Here is a 19445-nt window from a genome sequence, read left to right as displayed (position 1 = left end):
CGACTTCTGGTCAACGGTCCCGCACGAAGGCGCCTGACGGCGGTGCCGGTGGGGCATGGCTGGCCAGAAGTGGGAGAGGAGACGCCTCTACTGCCGGGACGACCCTGGGCCCCTGCCGGTTGGCAGGGGCCCAGGGGTCAGGCGGGGTGGTTCCGGGTCAGCGCACGACCACCGAGAGGGCGCCAGACGTCGCGGGGCTGTAGATCCCCGAGCCGTTGTAGGTCGCCGTCAGGCGGTGCGTGCCACGGGCCAGGACGGGCGCCCTGAAGGTCGCCTTGCCCGAGTAGACCTTGGCCGTGCCGAGCACCCGTGAGCCGTCGCGGAACGTGACCGTTCCCGTGGCGGCCGACGGGGTGACCAGCGACGTCAGGGTCGGGCGGTAGCCGTACCGGTAGTCACGGTCGTTGGAGCTGAGCGAGGCCTTGGTCGCCAGCTTGACCGGCACGACCTGCGCCCGAGCACCGTTGGCGTTCAGGTGGTGGATGAGCAGCAGCCCCTGCGGCTTGTCCGACGCGAACGACGCGTCGGCGCGACGGACCGTGAGCTTCCTACCGGGGAGGTCGGTGTTGAGCAGCGTGCCGAAGTCGCCGTAGGCGGCCAGCGCGGGCGAAGCCACGCTGAGCGTCAACGGAGCGGCCTGCGAGCCCATCGTGTCGACCAGACCGGCCTCCGCGGTGGAGGACTCGACCCAGTACTTGATCTTCGGCGCCGACCCCGCGAGGAGGCCCGCAGCCTTCAGCGCACCGACCGAGACCGGGAGGGCCAGGGAGTCGCTGTTGAAGGCGTTGGTGTCGAAGGAGCCGTCGACGCCGTTGAGCAGCTGGTCATCGATGACCGAGTACTGGTCGTCACCGGGGCGAAGGTCGACCAGCTCCGAGAGGAAGTAGTCGTAGTCGTCCGTGGTGACGAACCGGGTGTTGTAGACCACCGAGTCGGGCCCCGGGTTCGTGGCGTCCGTCTCGAGGAAGACGTCGAACTCGGTGTACGAGGCGGGAGTGCGCCACGGCCCGAAGCTGCTGACCCCGAAGCTGATGAACCGGGGGTCGGGCTTGGTCGGGTCGAGGGTTGCCGGGTTGAACAGCGGCCAGTCCGAAGCGGTGCCGACGAAGCGCAGGTCGGCGGAACGGTCGTCGGCGAACGCGATGCACTTGACCACCAAGGTGGACGAGCAGCTCGGGAGCTTCGCGCTGGTGCCCTGCAGCTGGAACGCGGACACCGACGACTCGTAGCCGGTGGAGCCAGTGCCCTGCTGGACGCCCGTGCCCGACAGCGCGAGCGAGCCGGTCTTGACCGCCCCACCCGAGACGGTGGCCGTGGCGGCCGCCTTCATCGCCGAGGCCGGACGCGGAGCAGACCACACCGGCACCCGGAGCTTCGAGCCCGGGGTGGTGCCGGCCGGCGTCAGGACCATGCGGCCACTGGCGTCAGCGCGGTGGTTCTGGTTGATCTCCAGTCCGAGCGGGTCGATCGGCGTGGTCGGGTCGGTGACCGCCCGCAGCGCCGAACGCGTGATGGTGGCCGTGACCTTGACGTCAGCCGACCCGCCAGCCGCGAGGCTGATCTGGGTGGGGCTGAAGGAGTACGTCACACCCGGGGTCGGGTGGGCCGCCTGGTAGCCGATCGTGTAGGACGACGTCCCGGTCGGGCGCTTGTTGACGACCTTGACCGTCTTGGTCAGGGTCGTGGTCGCTGCCGTGACGGCCACCGGCCCGAACGAGACGCTGACCGCACCGGGGGTGTCCTTGACGTAGGCCAGCGTGGTCGTGTCGACGGCCGCGTCGGCCTTGACGCGACCCGAGCCGACCCGCTCCGGGCCGTAGACGGCACCGGTGTGGTTCGCACCCACGAAGACGTCCTGGGTCGCCGTGTTCATGATGGCGGCCTTGACCTCCTCGGAGGTCCAGTTCGGGTGGGCACCACGGACGAGGGCGGCTTCGCCGGCCACGTGCGGGGACGCCATCGAGGTGCCGCTCTCGGCGATACCCTCGCTGCCCGTGCCGACGGCGACCGAGAAGGTGGTCACACCGGGGGCCGCGACGTCAGGCTTGACGTTGTTGGCGATGCCGACACCCCGCGAGGAGAAGCCGGCGACCTGGTCGATCGCACCGGGGTTGACGACGGTCACGCTGTTGCGCAGCGCGTTCGTCATCGTGACCTTCACCGGGACGCTGTTGTCCAGCTTGGCCTTGATGGCCACGGTCGCTTGGTTGACGGTCAGCATCGCGGGGATGTCCGCGTCACCGGTCACACCGGCCGAGAACGAGTTCACGTCGCTGCCGTAGATGACCCCGACGGCTCCGGCGTCCTGGGCGAGCTGGGCGCGAGCGGCAGAGCCACAGCGACGACCCGTGCCGTCGAACCACTTGGTCATGACGATCTTGCCGGCCACCTTGGCCGCGTCGCCCACCGACAGGGTCGAGCAGGCGTCGGTGTTGTTGGTCGGGCTGGCTGCCTGGCTCCAGTCACCGATGGTGACGACGTCGGTGTTGGTCACGCCGGGCTTGGTCGCCCAGTCGTAGGCCACCGACTTCAGCGCCGCGAAGACGTCGTCCTGGTTCTTGTCGACGGTGTTGGCCGGCTCGATGCCGGTGGGGCTGTCGACCTTGAGGCCGTCCACGACCGAGTCACGGTCGTCGGAGGCGGCCACGGCCAGCACGCGGGTGGCGTTGCCGGGGGCGCCACCGACCTCGTAGACGTCGCCGCTGTTGCCCATGGAGGCGACGACGACGGTGCCGAGGGCGGCGAGGTTGTTGGAGGCCACGGAGTCCGGGTCGTCCGGGGAGCCGTAGCTGGAGCCCAGCGACATGTTGACCACATCGAGGCGGTCGGACAGGTTGCCGTCACCGTTGGGGTCGGCGGCCCAGTCGAGTGCCTGGCCGACGACGCTGGTGTCACCCTCGCAGCCGAACACCTTGAGGGCGTAGAGCTTGGCGCCCGGTGCGACACCGGGGCCGATGGCCATGGTGGCAGGGTCGATGGTCACGTCGTAGCCGCCGGTGTAGGTGGCCCCGGCCTTGGTGACACCAAGACCCGCGGTGGTGCCGGCGACGTGGGAGCCGTGGCCCTCGCAGTCGAGCGGGTTCGGGTCAGGCACGGGCTGCGTGATGCCCTCGCCGGGGTTGTACGCGTCACCCGCGAAGTCGTAGCCACCGACCACCTTGGCGGTGGGGGTGAAGGTGTTGGAGGCCTTGGCGGTGTCGTATGCCGCCGTCGTGCCGGGACCGCCGAAGTCGGCGTGGGTGTAGTCGATGCCCGTGTCGATCACGCCGACCCGGACGCCCTGACCGGTCTCGCCCTTGGCCTTCCAGACCGCGGGAGCGCCGATGAGCGGCACCGAGGAGGAGTTCGACGGGGACTTCGGCGTGATGCGGTGGACCGCCTTGACGCCGGGGAGGGCTGCGAGTGCCTGCAGCTTGCTCGCGTCGGTGCGGACCGCGACACCCGAGTAGAGGGCGTGCGCGCGGTAGAGCGTGTGCGCCTTGGTCGCGGAGGCGCCGAAACGAGCCTCGACCGCCGCCTGGGCGCGCTTGATCGTGGCCGTCTGGTTGCGTGCTGCGAGCGTCGCTGCCGAGCCGCGGGCGCCGGCCCGGGTGTAGGCAGTCGACGCGGGAACGGCGTCGAGCTCGATCATCACGTCAACGGCGCCCTTGGCGCCCTTGAGCGAACGGTCGACCTTCTCCGCCTGCGAGCGCTGGGTGCCCAGCCGGAAGGATCCACCACCCGTCAGTCCCTCGGGGACGGTGAACGCCTTGCCGCGGTGCTTGACCGGGCTCGGCGTGGTGCTCGCGATGGCGGGCGCTGCACTCACAGCAGCTGCCGCCACGATCGACAGGGCGCTGACTCCGACGACGGCTGTGTAGCCGCGACGACGCCTTCCCCGAGATTCCATCGACACGAGGTCTCCTTCGCACGTGGCCGCACAACCACTCGCCTCAGGGATCGCCCGAGGCTCGCGGAGGAAACGCTCCCCCACCGGTTCACCACGCCGAGGTGAAGGTAAGCCATCGCGAGCGGCGACGAACAGGGAATTGCCGAGACCCGAACCAGAAATTTGCCTAGGTTTCCGGTGGTTGCCACCGAAATGGCTCACCTGCGCCCGACCGGGGGATTTCCACGCCGCTCCGGCGGGGGCGCGGGAGAGCCGGCGTGGCCCCGGTGGCCGGGGTCCCTGCGGTGTCAGTCCAACCCGCGCGAGACCCTGATGATCGAGACGAACCGGCCCATGATGTCGTTGAGCCCGAAGTCCTTCGGGGTGAAGACCGCGGCCACGCCACGCTCACGCAGCGCGCGGGCGTCCGTGTCCGGGATGATTCCGCCGACGATCACGGGGACGTCGCCGGCACCGGCGTCGCGTAGCCCCGCGAGGATCTCCGGCACCAGCTCCATGTGGGAGCCGGACAGGATGGAGATCCCCACGAGGTGGACGTCCTCCGCCACCGCCGCCGCCACGATCTGCTCCGGGGTCAGCCGGATCCCCTGGTAGACGACCTCGAAGCCGGCGTCGCGAGCCCGGACAGCGACCTGCTCGGCGCCGTTGCTGTGCCCGTCGAGACCCGGCTTGGCCACCAGCACGCGCAACCGCTCCCCTAGCTCTTCCTCCGTGCGGCGGACGTCTGCCCGCACGGCCTTGAGCTCGTCGCTCCCCCCGCTGGAGACGCCGACCGACCCGGAGACGCCGGTCGGCGCGCGGAACTCGCCGAACTCCTCGCGCAGCGCCTGGGCCCACTCTCCCGTCGTGACCCCTGATCGGGCGGCCTCGAGCGAGGCCGCCATGAGGTTGGTGCCGCTGCGGGCGTCCGCAGTCAGCGCGGCGAGCGCCGCGGCTGCGCGCTCGCGCCCCTCGGGGTCGGCGTCCCGACGCTCGCGCCACTCGCGCACCGCGGCGGTGGCCTTGGCCTCGACGTCGTGGTCGACGGTCTGGATGGCGGCATCCAGGTCGGCGGTGAGCGGGTTGGGCTCGGTGGTCTCGAACCGGTTCACCCCGACGACGACGTCCTCGCCGGCCTCGATCCGCTGGCGGCGCAACGAGTGTGAGGCCACGAGCGCAGACTTCATGTAGCCGCTCTCCACCGCGGGCACGGCACCGCCCATCTCCTGCACCCGGGCGATCTCTGCCTGCGCGCCGGCGACGAGCTCGGCGACCTTGGCCTCCACGACCTTCGACCCGGTGAACAGGTCGTCGTACTCGAGCAGGTCGGACTCGAAGGCGAGCACCTGCTGCATCCGCAGCGACCACTGCTGGTCCCACGGACGCGGGAGACCGAGCGCCTCGTTCCACGCGGGCAGCTGGACGGCGCGGGCGCGGGCGTCCTTGGACAGCGTCACCGCGAGCATCTCGAGGACGATGCGCTGCACGTTGTTCTCCGGCTGGGCCTCGGTGAGCCCGAGCGAGTTGACCTGCACGCCGTACCGGAACCGGCGCTGCTTGGCGTCGGTGACGCCGTAGCGCTCACGCGTCAGGTCGTCCCACAGCTGGACGAAGGCGCGCATCTTGCACATCTCCTCGACGAACCGCACTCCCGCGTTGACGAAGAACGAGATGCGGGCGACCACCTCGCCGAACCGCTCGGGTGGCACCTGCCCGGAGTCGCGGACGGCGTCGAGGACGGCGATCGCGGTGCAGATCGAGTAGGCGATCTCCTGCACGGGCGTGGCCCCGGCCTCCTGCAGGTGGTAGCTGCAGATGTTGGTGGGGTTCCACTTCGGGATGTCCGAGACGGTGTAGGCCACCATGTCGGTGATCAACCGCAGCGACGGCCCGGGGGCAAAGACGTAGGTCCCGCGCGACAGGTACTCCTTGATGATGTCGTTCTGGGTCGTCCCGGCCAACGCGCGGACGGCCTCGCCGGGGTCCGCCCCGCTCGCGGCCGCCTGCTCCTCGGCGACGACCTGGTACATCGCCAGCAACCACATGGCGGTGGCGTTGATGGTCATCGAGGTGTTCATCTGGTCGAGCGGGATCTGGTCGAACAGCGCACGCATGTCGCCGAGGTGCGAGATCGGCACCCCCACCTTGCCGACCTCGCCCCGGGCGAGCGGGTGGTCGGGGTCGTAGCCGGTCTGGGTCGGCAGGTCGAAGGCGACCGAGAGCCCGGTCTGCCCCTTGGCGAGGTTGCGGCGGTAGAGCTCGTTGCTGGCCGCGGCACTGGAGTGACCGGCATACGTGCGCATCACCCAGGGGCGGTCGCGCTCGGGGCGCGCGGGCGCGGCCGCCTCCGGGACACGTGCCGGGGCAGCGTCCCCGTCCGGCTCCGCGACGGGTCCCGCGTCGGCGGGGTTGGCGAGGTCAGGCGCCTGGACGTCGGTGTGCTCGGCCATAGGGCCGAAGGTACCTGCGCGGGGGGAGGGTCAGGCAGCCGTTCAGGCGGTGACAGCCGCCACAGTCGACGCCACGACGTCCTCCCGGAGCACCAGCGCGCGGTCGAGGCGTGATGCACGCAACAGCCGCCCGGTGCGCTCGGTCATGTCGATGACGGCCAGTCGGCGCCCCGCGCGGCGGGCCCGGTTGTAGGCCTCGACGAGGACGCCGAGTCCGGTGGCGTCGCCGATCTCGGCCCCCGCGAGCCGCATGTGCACGTCACCGATGCCGGTGTCGATGATCTCGTGGAGGAGCAGTCGCACATCCGGGACGGTGTGCACGTCGATCCGGCCGATGATCGCGACCTCTTGCCCGGTGTGCGTGGCAAGCACTTCCACGGGCAGAGCCCCGATGGTGCTGATCGACATGCGAACCCCCTCGTCCGTGACAGACATTCACTCACAAGGACGCGAGCGATGGGGGTTTCGGTTGTCGCCGTCCAGATCAAGATCTGATAAAGGTCTGGGCAGCGTTCGGTGCCGGAGCGCCGCCCGGCTCAGAAGAACGGGGCGTCGTCGGGCTCGCGGGTGACGTCTGCGCCAAGCCCCTGCATGCTCTCGGCGAACCCTGCGTAGCCGCGGTCGATGTGCTGGGCGCCGCTGACGGTGGTGATCCCGTCGGCCACCAGCCCCGCGATCACCAGGGCTGCACCGGCCCGGATGTCACTCGCCTCGACCGGGGCGCCGGACAGCGTCTCGACCCCGTGGACCATCACGTGGTGGCCGTCGATCCGTGTCTCCGCCCCGAGCCGGTTCAGCTCCTGGACGGTGCGGAACCGTGCCTCGAAGAGGTTCTCGGTGATCATCGCCGAGCCGTCGGCGACCGCGTTGCACGCCAGGGCGAACGGCTGGAGGTCGGTCGGGAAGCCCGGGTAGGGCAAGGTGGCCACGTCGAAGGCCTTGGGGCGGCGACCACCCGAGTCGACCCGGAAGCCCCGCTCGGTCGTCGTCACGGTGGCACCGCTGGCGCGCACCAGCTCGAGGGCGCTGGTGAGGTGCTCGGGGCGGGCACCGACCACCTCGACGTCACCACGGGTTGCTGCGGCCGCGAACGCCCAGGTGCCTGCGGCGATCCGGTCGGGAACCACGGCGTGCTCGATGGGCGCCAGTCGGTCGACGCCCTCGATCTCCACCACCGACGAGCCCGCTCCGGTGATCCGCGCGCCCATCGAGATCAGCATCTCCGCGATGTCGACGATCTCGGGCTCGCGGGCGGCGTTCTCCAGCCGCGTGGCACCCCGGGCCAGCACGGCGGCGGTGAGGACGTTCTCGGTCGCGCCGACGCTCGGGAAGTCCAGCCGGATCTCGGCACCGTCGAGGCCCCTCGGCGCCTCGGCGACGAGGAACCCGTGGGTGACGTGCACCCGCGCCCCCAGGGCCTCCAGACCCGCCGCGTGCAGGTCGAGCCCCCGTGAGCCGATCGCGTCGCCACCGGGCACCGCCACGTCAGCGGCGCCGCACCGGGCGACGAGCGGGCCGAGCACCGCGGTGGACGCGCGCAGGGCCCGCACCAGGTCGTAGTCGGCCCGGTGGCCGATCTGCTCCGGCACGTCGATCTCCACGACCCCGCTCGGGGCGTCGTAGTCGACCGTGCAGCCGAGCCGTCGCAGCAGCTCGGCCATGATCGTCACGTCGAGGATGGCCGGCACGTTGGTCAGCCGGGTGCGCCCCACCGCGAGCAGGGCCGCCGCCATGAGCTTGAGGGCGCTGTTCTTGGCGCCCCACACGGCGACCTCACCGTGCAGCGCGGTCCCTCCGACGACTCGGAAACGTTCAGCCACCGCACCACCCTATCTAGGCGCGAGGGGCCCTCGACCCGGCCCTTGACCCGGCCCCTTGACCCGGCCCCTGACCCGGCCCCTGACCCGCCACTGAACCTCGCGGCATACCCTCGTGGCATGGTCAACCTCACGCGCATCTACACCCGCACGGGCGACGACGGCCAGACCCACCTCGGGGACATGAGCCGCACCAGCAAGACCGACGTCCGGCTGCTCGCCTACGCCGACGTCAACGAGGCCAACGCCGCGATCGGCGTGGCCCTGGCGGCGGGTGACCTGCCGGACGAGCTGCGGACCACCCTGCTGCGCGTGCAGAACGACCTCTTCGACGTCGGCGCAGACCTGTGCACGCCGCTGCAGGAGAGCTACGAGTACCCCCCGCTGCGGGTCGAGGCGGCCTGGATCGACGAGCTCGAGGCCGACTGCGACCGCTACCTGGAGCGGGTCGAGAAGCTGCGCTCCTTCATCCTCCCCGGGGGGACGGTCGGTTCGGCCTACCTGCACGTGGCCACGACCGTCGTGCGCCGGGCCGAGCGACAGGCCTGGTCGGCCATCGAGGCCTACGGCGACCAGCCCGGCTCGACCAAGGGTGCCGGTGGCGTCAACCTGCTCACCGCGAAGTACCTCAACCGGCTCTCGGACCTGCTGTTCGTGCTGGCCCGCGTGGCCAACCTGCCCATCGGTGGCGACGTCCTCTGGCAGCCCGGGGGCGGTCGCGCCGAAGGGCCGCCCGGCCGCAGCAGCTAGCTACGCGACGTTGACGTTGAAGCCGGGGGGCGAGCTCTCCAGCCAGCTGCGCATCGCCGTGTAGGCCGATGGCGCCAGGGCGAGCGAGAAGGTGTCGCTGCCGTAGTGGCAGTCGACGGTGACCGCCTCGGGGAGGCCGGCGATGGCCGCGGGTGGCAGCCCCGGCGGACCCAGCTCGAGGCGGGGCCGCTCCCAGGTGCGGGCCGGGCGCGGCGAGGGCCCGATCAGGGTGAACCACTCCAGCGCACTGCCCGAGAACCGCAGCAGCCCCAGGCGGTACTGGGACCGGCCGTGGGGCTGGAGCGCACACAGCATGAGCGGTGCTCCGGAGGCGAGCAGACGCCGCCGCACGAAGATGTAGGTCAGCGCCAGGACGGCAAGCAGGATGAGGGCGCCGGCGACGATCTCCGCGGAGACGACGGGCGACATGCTCACCCCTTCCGAAAGTGACCCTGAGTTGGTCGTGGGCAGCCGTGACCAGCCCGCGGCTAGGCCGTGAACTGCGAGGCGTCGACCGCCTCGGCGACGATGATCACCTTGTCGCGGTCGACGGACAGGAAACCGCTGTCGATGGTGGCGCTCTGCGAGCCCTCCCCCGACTTGATCCTGACCTCACCCCGGACGAGGACCCCGAGCAGCGGCGTGTGTCCGGGCAGGATGCCCAGCTCGCCGTCGACGGTGCGGGCGACGACCATGTCGGCCTCGCCCTCCCAGACCTTGCGGTCCGCTGCGACGAGTTCAACCTGCAGGGTGCTCACGGTGTCCTCCAGTGGTGCGGTGCTTGCAGTCTATCGGCCTGCAGGGTGGTGCCCTGCGGGCCAGTGGTATGCCGTGGGGCCAGCCGTGTCCGGCCGGCCCCACGGGTCACGCGGTGGTGGTCCTGCTCAGAGGTTCTTCTCGATCTCGGCGGCCTGGCGCTCGACGTCGTCGAGTCCACCGCACATGAAGAACGCCTGCTCGGGCACGTGGTCGTACTCGCCGTCGGCGATCTTGGTGAACGCCTCGATGCTGTCGACCAGCGGGACCGTCGAACCCTCGATGCCGGTGAACTGCTTGGCGACGTAGGTGTTCTGCGACAGGAAGCGCTGGATGCGACGGGCGCGGTTGACGAGGATCTTGTCCTCTTCGGAGAGCTCGTCGATGCCGAGGATGGCGATGATGTCCTGCAGCTCCTTGTTGCGCTGGAGGATCTGCTTGACGCGCACCGCGGTGTTGTAGTGGTCCTCGGCGATGTAGCGACGGTCGAGGATGCGCGAGGTCGACGTGAGCGGGTCCACGGCCGGGTAGATACCCAGCGAGGCGATCTCACGGGAGAGCTCGGTGGTCGCGTCGAGGTGCGCGAAGGTGGTGGCCGGGGCCGGGTCGGTGTAGTCGTCGGCCGGCACGTAGATCGCCTGCATCGAGGTGATCGAGTGACCACGCGTGGAGGTGATGCGCTCCTGGAGCACACCCATCTCGTCGGCGAGGGTGGGCTGGTAGCCCACGGCGGACGGCATGCGACCGAGGAGGGTGGAGACCTCGGAACCGGCCTGGGTGAAGCGGAAGATGTTGTCGATGAAGAGCAGCACGTCCTGCTTCTGCACGTCGCGGAAGTACTCCGCCATGGTCAGCGCGGAGAGCGCGACGCGAAGACGCGTGCCCGGCGGCTCGTCCATCTGGCCGAAGACCAGGGCGGTCTGGCCGAGGACTCCGGCCTCCTCCATCTCGACCATGAGGTCGTTGCCCTCACGGGTGCGCTCGCCGACACCGGCGAACACCGACACACCACCGTGGTCGCGGGCGACTCGGGCGATCATCTCCTGGATGAGGACCGTCTTGCCCACGCCGGCGCCGCCGAACAGGCCGATCTTGCCACCCTGGACGTAGGGGGTCAGCAGGTCGATGACCTTGATGCCGGTCTCGAACATCTGGGTCTTGGACTCCAGCTGGTCGAAGGCCGGGGCCTTGCGGTGGATGCCCCAGCGCTCCTTGACCTCGAACGTCTCGCCCTCGGCGAGGTTCATGACCTCACCGGTGGTGTTGAAGACCTTGCCGAGCGTGACATCGCCGACGGGGACCGAGATCGGGCCGCCGGTGTCCTGCACCTTGGTGCCACGGACGAGGCCGTCGGTGGGCTGGAGCGAGATGGCCCGGACCATGTTGTCGCCGATGTGCTGGGCGACCTCGAGGTTGATGTTCTTCTTCTCGCCCGCGAGCTCGACCTCGGTGGTCAGCAGGTTGTACTGCTCCGGCATCGCGTCCGCGGGGAACTCGACGTCGACGACCGGGCCGATGATGCGGGAGATGCGGCCGATGCCACCGGGGGTGGCGGCCTTGGTCTCTTCAGTGACAGTGGCAGTCATTGGTTTCTCTCTACCTTCTCAACTGGCGTCGGCGAGGGCGTCGGAGCCGCCCACGATCTCGCTGATCTCTTGGGTGATCTCGGCCTGGCGAGCCTGGTTGGCCAGCCGGGTGTACTTCTTGATGAGCTCTTCGGCGTTGTCCGTCGCCGACTTCATGGCCCGCTGGCGCGACGCCAGCTCGGACGCGGCGGCCTGGAGCAGGCAGTTGTAGATGCGCGCCGTCACGTACTTGGGCAGCAGCGCGTCGAGCACCTGCTCGGCACTCGGCTCGAACTCATAGAGCGGCAGGACGTCGTCCTCGGCCGGAGCCTCTTCGCCCTCGACGACCTCGAGCGGGAGCATGCGGATGACGTCAGGCTCCTGGTTCACCATGTTGACGAACCGCGTGAAGACGATGTGGACCTCGTCGACCCCACCCTCGGAGTAGTCCTGGTTGAACGCCGCGACGAGCGCCTCGCCGATCTCGCGGGCGACGTCGAAGGTCGGCTGGTCGGTGAACCCGGTCCACTCGTCCGCGTACTCGCGCTTGCGGAACTTGTAGAACCCCACGGCCTTGCGACCGACCAGGAACGGCACGACCTCCTTGCCGTCGGCGCGCAGGTCGCCGATGAGGCGCTCGCTCTCCTTGAGCACGGAGGAGCTGTAGGCCCCCGCGAGCCCACGGTCGGAGGTCACCACGAGGACCGCCGCGCGACGGACGTCGTCGTGCTCGGTGGTCAGCGGGTGGTCGACGTTGGAGAAGGTCGCGACGGCCGAGACCGCACGGGTCAGGGCGCGGGCGTAGGGCGAGGACTCCCGCACCCGTTGCTGCGCCTTGACCACGCGGGAGGCTGCGATGAGCTCCATCGCGCGCGTGATCTTCTTGGTCGCCTGGACGGACCGGATGCGCTGGCGGTAGACCCGCATCTGCGCTCCCATATGTTGCCGCCTCTCTCGTTCGTGTGTCGTCGGGTTCTGCGAGTTCGGTATGCCGGGTGGTCCCGGCACGTTCGCTGCGGTGCCGGGTGCCCACCGCGGTGGGCACCCGGCATACCGGTCAGCGCTTCTGCTTGACGATCTTCTCCTGCTCGACGTCGTGCTCGAGGGCACCCGGGTCGGCCTCGTGGCCCACCGGGGTCTTCTCGGAGCCGGACGCCGCGAACTGCTCCTTGAACTTGCCCACGGCCTCCTCGAGTCCCGAGCGCGTCTCGTCCTCGAACTTCTTGGACTCGCGGATGGCGTCCAGGAGGCCCTTCTTCTCGCGACGCAGGTAGTCGAGGAACTCGGTCTCGAAGCGGGAGACGTCCTCGACGGCGATGGAGTCGAGCTGGCCGGTGGTGCCGGTCCAGATCGAGACGACCTGCTCCTCCACCGGGAACGGCGCGGCCTGCTTCTGCTTGAGCAGCTCGACGAGGCGAGCACCCTTGGCCAGCTGGGCGCGCGACGCCGGGTCGAGGTCGGAGGCGAACATGGCGAAGGCCTCCATCGCGCGGAACTGCGCGAGGTCGAGCTTCAGACGACCGGAGACCTCCTTCATGGCCTTGATCTGCGCGGCGCCACCGACACGGGAGACGGAGACACCCACGTCGATCGCGGGACGCACGTTGGCGTTGAACAGGTCGGCCTGGAGGTAGATCTGGCCGTCGGTGATGGAGATGACGTTGGTCGGGATGTACGCCGAGACGTCACCGGCCTTGGTCTCGATGATCGGCAGGCCGGTCATCGAGCCCGCGCCCAGGTCGTCGGAGAGCTTGGCGCAACGCTCGAGCAGACGGGAGTGCAGGTAGAACACGTCACCGGGGTAGGCCTCGCGGCCCGGCGGACGACGCAGCAGCAGCGACACGGCGCGGTAGGCCTCGGCCTGCTTCGACAGGTCGTCGAACACGATGAGGACGTGCTTGCCCTGGTACATCCAGTGCTGACCGATGGCCGAACCGGTGTAGGGCGCGAGGTACTTGAAGCCGGCCGAGTCGGACGCCGGGGCCGCGACGATGGTCGTGTACTCGAGCGCGCCGGCCTCCTCCAGGGTGCCGCGGACGGCAGCGATGGTGGAGCCCTTCTGGCCCATCGCGACGTAGATGCAGCGGACCTGCTGCTCCGGGTCACCCGAGTCCCAGTTCTGCTTCTGGTTGATGATCGTGTCGACCGCGACCGTGGTCTTGCCGGTCTGGCGGTCACCGATGATGAGCTGGCGCTGGCCGCGACCGATGGGGGTCATGGCGTCGACGGCCTTGAGGCCGGTCTGCAGCGGCTGGTGCACCGACTTGCGCTGGACGACCGTCGGGGCCTGCAGCTCGAGCGCACGGCGCTCGGTCGAGTCGATCTCGCCGAGGCCGTCGATCGGCTGGCCGAGCGGGTTGACCACGCGGCCGAGGAACGCGTCGCCGACGGGGACCGAGAGGACCTCTCCGGTGCGCTTGACCTCCTGGCCCTCCTCGATCTTGGAGAAGTCACCGAGGATGACGACGCCGATCTCGTGGACGTCGAGGTTGAGCGCGAGGCCCAACGTGCCGTCCTCGAACTCGAGCAGCTCGTTGGTCATGCACGAGGGCAGGCCCTCGACGTGGGCGATGCCGTCGCCGGCGTCGCTGACGCGGCCGACCTCTTCGCGGGAGGCCGTGCCGGGCTCGTAGGACTGAACGAAGTTGTCCAGCGCGTCCCGGATCTCCTCCGGACGGATCGAAAGCTCCGTCATCTGATCTCTTCTCCTCGATAACCGGCCCGATGAGTCGAACCGAAGTCTGTGGTGTGGTCCTGCATCTTCAGTTGTGGTGGCGCAAGTGGTGCGTATGCGGTGTGGCTGGGTGCCGGTGGTCAGCCGGCGATGTGCCGACGGGCCTCGTCGAGGCGTCGCAGCACGGTGCCGTCGACGACCTCGTCGCCCACCTGCACCCGAATGCCGCCGAGGACCTGGTCCTCGAGGACGACCTGGAGCAGGACCGGCTTGCCGTAGATGCCCTGCAGGGCTGCGGCGAGCCGCTCACGCTGCTGCGGGGTGAGCTCGGTGGCGGCCGTCACGACCGCCGTGATCTGTTCGCGCCGCTGGGCCGCGAGGCCGAGGTAGCGCTCGAGGGTGCGGTCGAGCTTGCGACCACGCGGGGCGAGCACGGCCAGGCGCGCCAGGCGCACGGTCTCCTCGGTGGCCTTGCCCTCCAGCAGCTCGCTGACGACGCCGGCCTTGGCGTCGACGTCGCCCTGGCGGTTGGTCAGGCGGTCCCGCAGCTCGGGGTTGCCCGCGACGATCCGCTCGAACCGGAACAGCTCGTCCTCGACCCGTTCGATCCGGTTGGCCTTCTCGGCACCCGCGAGGATCGACGTGACCGCCAGGTCCTCCAGGGTGTCGGAGAGGTCGCGCTCGGTGGCCCAGCGCTGACCGACGAGGTTCTTGACCACGACGATCGCCTCGGCCGAGACCTTGCCGTCGAGCAGTCGCTCGGCGAGCGCCTGCTTCTCCGAGCCCTCGCGGGACGGGTCGGCGAGGGCGCGGCGCAAGGTGGCCGAGCCGTCGATGACACCGACGACGGCCAGCAGCTCGTCACCGAGCACCCGACGGTCAGCCCCACCGGCGAGCGCGGCGTCGAGCGCCTTGCCTCCGGCGATGGCGGCCGCGCGCGAGGACCCACGCATCAGGCGTCCTCCCCGACCTTCTCGGGCTGGATCTCGCCAGCCTCGAGCTCGGCCAGGAACCGGTCGACGATGCCCTTCTGACGGGTCTCCTCGTGCAGCGACTCACCCACGATGCGGCTGGCCAGGTCGGTCGACAGGCGACCCACCTCCGAGCGGAGCGAGACGACCGCCTGCTGGCGCTCGGCCTCGATCTGCTTGTGCGCCGCCTCGGTGATGCGCGCCGCCTCGGCCTGCGCGTGTCCACGCATCTCCACGACGATGGCCGCACCCTGCTCGCGAGCCTCCTCGCGGATCCGGGCCGCCTCGGCACGGGCCTCGGTCAGCTGGGCCTGGTACTGCTCCAGGGCAGCCTGGGCCTGCTGCTGGGCCTCCTCGGCCTGCTGCATCCCGCCCTCGATCGCGGCGGTGCGCTCGGCGTACGCCTTCTCGAGGTTGGGCACGACCTTGGTGGCCACGACCCAGTAGAGGATCGCGAACGCGATGATGCCGAAGATGAGCTCACCCCAGAGGGGCAGGATCGGCAGGCGTTCGCCGGTCTTGTCCTCGGCGGCGGCCGCGACAACCACCTGCGTGATGCCGGTGAAGTGCTGCACGGGTTCTCCTAGTGCTGTGGTGCCAGGGGGCGTTGGGCTGGGTGGTTCGACTTACTTGAAGACGAACGCGAGCACCAGACCGAAGATGGCCAGCGCCTCGGCGAGGGCGAAGCCGAGGATGGCGATGCCCTGGAGGACGCCGCGCGCCTCGGGCTGGCGGGCGACGCCGTTGATGTAGGCCGCGAAGATCAGGCCGATGCCCACACCGGGGCCGATCGCAGACAGGCCGTAGCCGAGGATGGCGATGTTGCCAGTCATGTCAGTGGTCCTCTTTCGGTTATCAGATCCGTCGGCACCTCGCCGAGCGGGAGTTCGTGTGGCGTATTCAGTTGTGGGTGTGGCGGTCCTGCACCGAGCCGGTCATCGGCCCGGACGATCTCAGTGCTCGTCGGCGAGCGAGCCGGCGATGTAGGTGGCTGCGAGCAGCGTGAAGATGTAGGCCTGCAGGAACTCGATCAGTCCCTCGAAGGCGGTCAGCACGAAGGCCATGCCGAACGAGCCGACACCGGCGACCTTGAGGCCCAGTCCGCCGTGGATCAGCATGTACTCGCCACCGGTGATGAACAGCAGCAGGAGCATGTGCCCGGCGAACATGTTGCCGAAGAGTCGCAGCGCGAGGGTGAGCGGGCGGGTGACGAAGTAGGTCAGCAGCTCCAGCGGGATGATCAGCACGTAGATGCCCTTGGGCAGCCCCGGCGGGATCATGTGCTTGATGTGTCCCCAGGCGCCGTTCTTCCTGATGCCGACGGCGTGGTAGATCACGAAGACCAACAGGGTCAACGCGATCGGGAAGCCGATGCGGCTCATGGTCGGGTACTGGATCGGCGGGATGATGCCGAACAGGTTGTTGACCAGGATCAGCATGAACATGCTGAACAGCAGGGGGACGAACTTGAGGAAGTCGTGGCTGCCGATGATGTCGCGGGCCACGCCGTTGCGCACGAAGTTGTAGGCGTTCTCGGTGACCCACTGGCCCTTGCCGGGAACGACCGCAGCACGCTTGGTGGTGGCGACGAGGAACCACGCGAGGAGCGCGACCGAGATGGCCAGGACGACCATCGGGCGCGTGATCGCGAAGTCACCGTGACCGATCAGCGGCTGGTAGAACTCGGCCGGCGTGGGGGCGTGGAAGCCCTCACCTTCGCCGCCCGCGGCAGCCAGGCTGATGGCACCCAGCACGTTCAGACTCACAGGTTCTCCTTGAGCTTTGCGTTCGGAACAGTCCACGGGCCAACGGGGGCAGCGCCCATAGGCGTGGGCCCGGCATACAGAGGGGGGAGCTGACCTGCGGAAGTCATTGCGTACCGTACCGGAACCACACGAGGTACAGCGACAGTGCCATCCCGCCCACGATCCCCACCGCGACGAGCCAGGTCGTGCCCAGCCAGTGGTCGAGTCCCCAGCCCACCGCACCGAACATCGACGGTCCGGTGATGAGGTAGGAGACGACGTTCCACATCCTCGCCTCGTCGAGCCGTTGATGACCCGAGTCGGCCTTCTGCAACGGCGTCTGCCGGGTGTCCGGCGACGGTCGCGAGGGCGGATTGGTCACGGTGAACTCCTGTGGTCATCTGGCCGAACCCCCATCCTGCCGCGTTTCCTGCGGCGCGTCGAAAGCAAGGCGACGAGAGCGGACGAAGGCGATCACCTGGAACACCTGCCACACCAGTGCGACGGCCAGGACGGTGATGCCGAAGGCGGTGCCGTCGAGCCAGGAGGCGTCCTGCAGCGCGATGATCACCACGAGCAGGAAGATCATCTGGCCCATGAAGACCCCCAGGGCGCTGGCGAGGAAGCGCAATGGGTCGGCAGCGCTGTCCAGCTTGCGCATGACGACCAGGCCGAGGGCGAAGAAGGCCAGGGCGATGACGAAGCCGAGCGCGGCACCCAGGGCGGCCTTGCCGCCACCCACGATGGCGGCGACGACCACGGCCACCGGACCCACCGCGACGGTGGGGAGGAAGGCTCCACGCAGCATCACCGCGAACGGGTCGCGGTCGGTGTGCGGAGTTGCGCTCATCGGTCTGGCCTGCCTGATTCGTCGGGGCTGCGGTGCCTGGCGAACGGGGTGGTCTGCACCCACCTTGGGGTGCTTGTGAAAGGTATCACAAGCGCTTCAGGCCCTGCCACCGGGGGGTCCGCCCCTCTCAGGCAGGCCGAGCCGTAGGCGTCAGGACGCGCCTGGACGCGTGCTGACCCACACGACTCGGGTCGCCGCATCGATAGCCTTCCGCCATGCCAGCCACTCCCCCGACCGGCGCACCCCTGCGGGGCCGGTTCGTCCGGCTCGACGTGATGACCGTGGAGGACGCCCCCGGGCTGCATGCGGTCTACACCGACCCGGCGGTCTACACGCAGGGCTTCATCATGCGCCCGCCGCCGGAGGACCTCGCGGCCACGCGCGCCGACACCGAGACAACATCGCGGCCGGCGCGAGGGGCCGCACGGCATACACCGTCCGGCTCACGGGCGCGGGCGGTCTCGGCGACGCCGGCACGGTGGTGGGCACCTCGTCGCTCGGCGACGTCGACCTCCAGAACGAGCGGATCCACCTCGGCTGGACCATGTACGGCTCGCGGTGGTGGGGCACCCAGGTGAACCCCGAGTGCAAGCTGCTGCTGCTCGGTCACGCCTTCGACTGCGGCTTCGGGCGCGTGAAGATCCAGACCGACGCGGTGAACGAGCGCTCGCAGGCCGCGATCGCCAAGCTCGGCGCGACCCGAGAGGGCGTCCTGCGACGGCACGCCCGGAGGGCGGACGGCAGCTTCCGCGACTCGGTCGTGTTCAGCGTGCTGAAGGACGAGTGGCCCACCGTGCGTGCCGGTCTCCGCGGGCGCCTGGGGCTCCCTGACGCCTGAGCCAGGCGGTCTCGCGCGGAAGGTCAGTGCTAGCGCGGACGGTGGCCAGGGATCGACCAGCGCGGCAGCCACAGGGTGAGCACCCCGATCACCACGACGGCGCCCAGCACGCCCGCGCCGGCCACCCGGGCGTCGTCCACGAAGATGAAGCTCACCGAGCCGAGGGCGGCGACCGCAGCCCACAGCCAGAGGAGCAGCACGGCGCGCCGGTGGCCGTGACCGAGCTGGAGCATGCGGTGGTGCAGGTGCTGCTTGTCGGGGTGCCACGGGCGCTCGCCACGGGCGGTGCGCCGCACGACGGCCAGCAGGATGTCGACCAGTGGCAGCAGGATGATCGCGGCCGGCACGACGAGGGGCAGCAGGGTCGCGGCGACGGGGTTGGTGCTGACCTGCGCGGGGGTCACGTTGCCGGTCGTGGAGATCGTCGCGGCGGCGAGCAGCAGGCCCAGCAACAGGGCCCCCGAGTCACCCATGAAGAGCCGGGCCGGGTGGTAGTTGTGCGGCAGGAAGCCCACGCAGCAGCCGATCAGTGCGGCCGAGATGAGGGTCGCCGACGAGAACACGTTCGGTGGGTCGAAGGTGCGCGAGATGCCGTAGCTGTAGATGAAGAACGCCGTGCCCGCGATCACCACGACCCCCGCCGCGAGGCCGTCGAGGCCGTCGATGAAGTTGACCGCGTTGGTGAACAGCACCACGGCGAAAACGGTGAGCCCCACCATGATCGGCTGCGGAAGCACGGTCACGCCGCCGATCGGCAGCTGGTAGAGCAGCACCCCACTGAACGCCATGATCCCGGCGGCGATCATCTGGCCACCCATCTTGGTCAGCCAGTCCATCTCGCGGATGTCGTCGATGGCACCGATCAGGCAGACGATGCCGGCCCCGACCAGCACGCCCTGCAGCTCCGGCCCCAGCCGGAACACCTGGCCCAGGAACGGCAGGTGGCTCGCCGCGATCATGGACGCCGCGAACCCGAGGTAGATCGCCACTCCCCCGAGGCGCGGGATGGGGGTCGAGTGGACGTCACGGTCGCGCACCGGCGTGAACGCGCCGGTGCGCACGGCCACGGCACGCATCAGTGGCGTCGCGGCATACGTGATCACCGCGGCGACCATCAGGACGAGGAGGTACTCGCGCACTTATGGCGCCTCTCGAGTGGGG

At 69.7% G+C, this 19445-nt stretch carries 18 protein-coding genes; 2 read left to right on the top strand and 16 right to left on the bottom strand.

Features of this window, described 5'->3' with window-relative positions; translation table 11 throughout:
* Positions 1–157: 157 nt before the first annotated feature.
* The 4 genes from AC1DWJ_RS11510 to murA form a co-directional block, all read right to left on the bottom strand.
* The gene (locus AC1DWJ_RS11510; RefSeq protein ID WP_477620922.1) at positions 158–3889 is read right to left on the bottom strand and encodes a S8 family serine peptidase; all 3732 of its coding nucleotides are present in this window, start codon (positions 3887–3889) and stop codon (positions 158–160) included.
* 287 nt (positions 3890–4176) lie between these two features.
* Entirely contained in the window at positions 4177–6171 is a 1995-nt protein-coding gene (locus AC1DWJ_RS11505; RefSeq protein ID WP_477620921.1) for a protein meaA, read from the bottom strand.
* A 189-nt stretch (positions 6172–6360) separates the two neighbouring features.
* Entirely contained in the window at positions 6361–6726 is a 366-nt protein-coding gene (locus AC1DWJ_RS11500) for an STAS domain-containing protein (protein ID WP_477620828.1), read from the bottom strand.
* A 128-nt stretch (positions 6727–6854) separates the two neighbouring features.
* On the bottom strand, positions 6855–8138 hold the full coding sequence (gene murA / locus AC1DWJ_RS11495; protein WP_457253494.1) for a UDP-N-acetylglucosamine 1-carboxyvinyltransferase: 1284 nt from the start codon (positions 8136–8138) through the stop codon (positions 6855–6857).
* 117 nt (positions 8139–8255) lie between these two features.
* Between murA and AC1DWJ_RS11490 the strand changes: the two genes are divergently transcribed.
* On the top strand, positions 8256–8885 hold the full coding sequence (locus AC1DWJ_RS11490; protein ID WP_457253495.1) for a cob(I)yrinic acid a,c-diamide adenosyltransferase: 630 nt from the start codon (positions 8256–8258) through the stop codon (positions 8883–8885).
* On the opposite strand, the gene AC1DWJ_RS11485 is transcribed toward AC1DWJ_RS11490, so the two are convergent.
* From AC1DWJ_RS11485 to AC1DWJ_RS11435, 11 genes are all read right to left on the bottom strand, one after another.
* Positions 8886–9314: a DUF2550 family protein gene (locus AC1DWJ_RS11485; RefSeq protein ID WP_457253497.1), complete on the bottom strand. Its 429-nt coding sequence runs from the start codon at positions 9312–9314 to the stop codon at positions 8886–8888.
* 59 nt (positions 9315–9373) lie between these two features.
* On the bottom strand, positions 9374–9643 hold the full coding sequence (locus tag AC1DWJ_RS11480; RefSeq protein ID WP_477620827.1) for a F0F1 ATP synthase subunit epsilon: 270 nt from the start codon (positions 9641–9643) through the stop codon (positions 9374–9376).
* A 126-nt stretch (positions 9644–9769) separates the two neighbouring features.
* Positions 9770–11227 carry a F0F1 ATP synthase subunit beta gene (gene atpD, locus AC1DWJ_RS11475; protein ID WP_457253499.1) on the bottom strand — a complete coding sequence of 486 codons (1458 nt, stop codon included), beginning with the start codon at positions 11225–11227 and terminating at the stop codon, positions 9770–9772.
* A gap of 18 nt (positions 11228–11245) precedes the next feature.
* Positions 11246–12145, bottom strand: coding sequence for a F0F1 ATP synthase subunit gamma (locus AC1DWJ_RS11470; protein ID WP_457253501.1), 900 nt, complete (start codon positions 12143–12145; stop codon positions 11246–11248).
* 118 nt (positions 12146–12263) lie between these two features.
* Positions 12264–13901, bottom strand: coding sequence for a F0F1 ATP synthase subunit alpha (atpA, locus tag AC1DWJ_RS11465; protein ID WP_457253502.1), 1638 nt, complete (start codon positions 13899–13901; stop codon positions 12264–12266).
* A 119-nt stretch (positions 13902–14020) separates the two neighbouring features.
* Entirely contained in the window at positions 14021–14833 is an 813-nt protein-coding gene (locus AC1DWJ_RS11460) for a F0F1 ATP synthase subunit delta (protein ID WP_477620826.1), read from the bottom strand.
* A complete protein-coding gene (locus tag AC1DWJ_RS11455; protein WP_056922710.1) occupies positions 14833–15408 on the bottom strand; it encodes a F0F1 ATP synthase subunit B in 576 nt (191 codons plus the stop codon). Before AC1DWJ_RS11455 ends, AC1DWJ_RS11460 begins: the two co-directional genes overlap by 1 nt.
* Positions 15409–15477: 69 nt before the next feature.
* Positions 15478–15684 (bottom strand): ATP synthase F0 subunit C, encoded by a 207-nt coding sequence (gene atpE / locus AC1DWJ_RS11450; RefSeq protein ID WP_056883533.1) that lies wholly within the window; start codon positions 15682–15684, stop codon positions 15478–15480.
* Between the two features lie 120 nt (positions 15685–15804).
* The gene (gene atpB, locus AC1DWJ_RS11445) at positions 15805–16617 is read right to left on the bottom strand and encodes a F0F1 ATP synthase subunit A (protein ID WP_477620825.1); all 813 of its coding nucleotides are present in this window, start codon (positions 16615–16617) and stop codon (positions 15805–15807) included.
* 103 nt (positions 16618–16720) lie between these two features.
* On the bottom strand, positions 16721–16978 hold the full coding sequence (locus AC1DWJ_RS11440; protein ID WP_457253505.1) for an AtpZ/AtpI family protein: 258 nt from the start codon (positions 16976–16978) through the stop codon (positions 16721–16723).
* 15 nt (positions 16979–16993) lie between these two features.
* Positions 16994–17446, bottom strand: coding sequence for a hypothetical protein (locus AC1DWJ_RS11435; protein WP_477620824.1), 453 nt, complete (start codon positions 17444–17446; stop codon positions 16994–16996).
* Positions 17447–17924: 478 nt separating this feature from the next.
* On the opposite strand from AC1DWJ_RS11435, the gene AC1DWJ_RS11430 reads away from it, so the two are divergent.
* Positions 17925–18284 (top strand): GNAT family N-acetyltransferase, encoded by a 360-nt coding sequence (locus AC1DWJ_RS11430; RefSeq protein WP_477620823.1) that lies wholly within the window; start codon positions 17925–17927, stop codon positions 18282–18284.
* A gap of 29 nt (positions 18285–18313) precedes the next feature.
* Here the strand turns inward: AC1DWJ_RS11430 and AC1DWJ_RS11425 are convergent, their stop codons facing one another.
* Positions 18314–19423 (bottom strand): MraY family glycosyltransferase, encoded by a 1110-nt coding sequence (locus tag AC1DWJ_RS11425; RefSeq protein WP_477620822.1) that lies wholly within the window; start codon positions 19421–19423, stop codon positions 18314–18316.
* Between the last annotated feature and the right edge of the window lie 22 nt (positions 19424–19445).

This window comes from Pedococcus sp. P2_D7, assembly GCF_056404295.1.
This window is presented reverse-complemented; position numbering and strand designations above follow the sequence as displayed.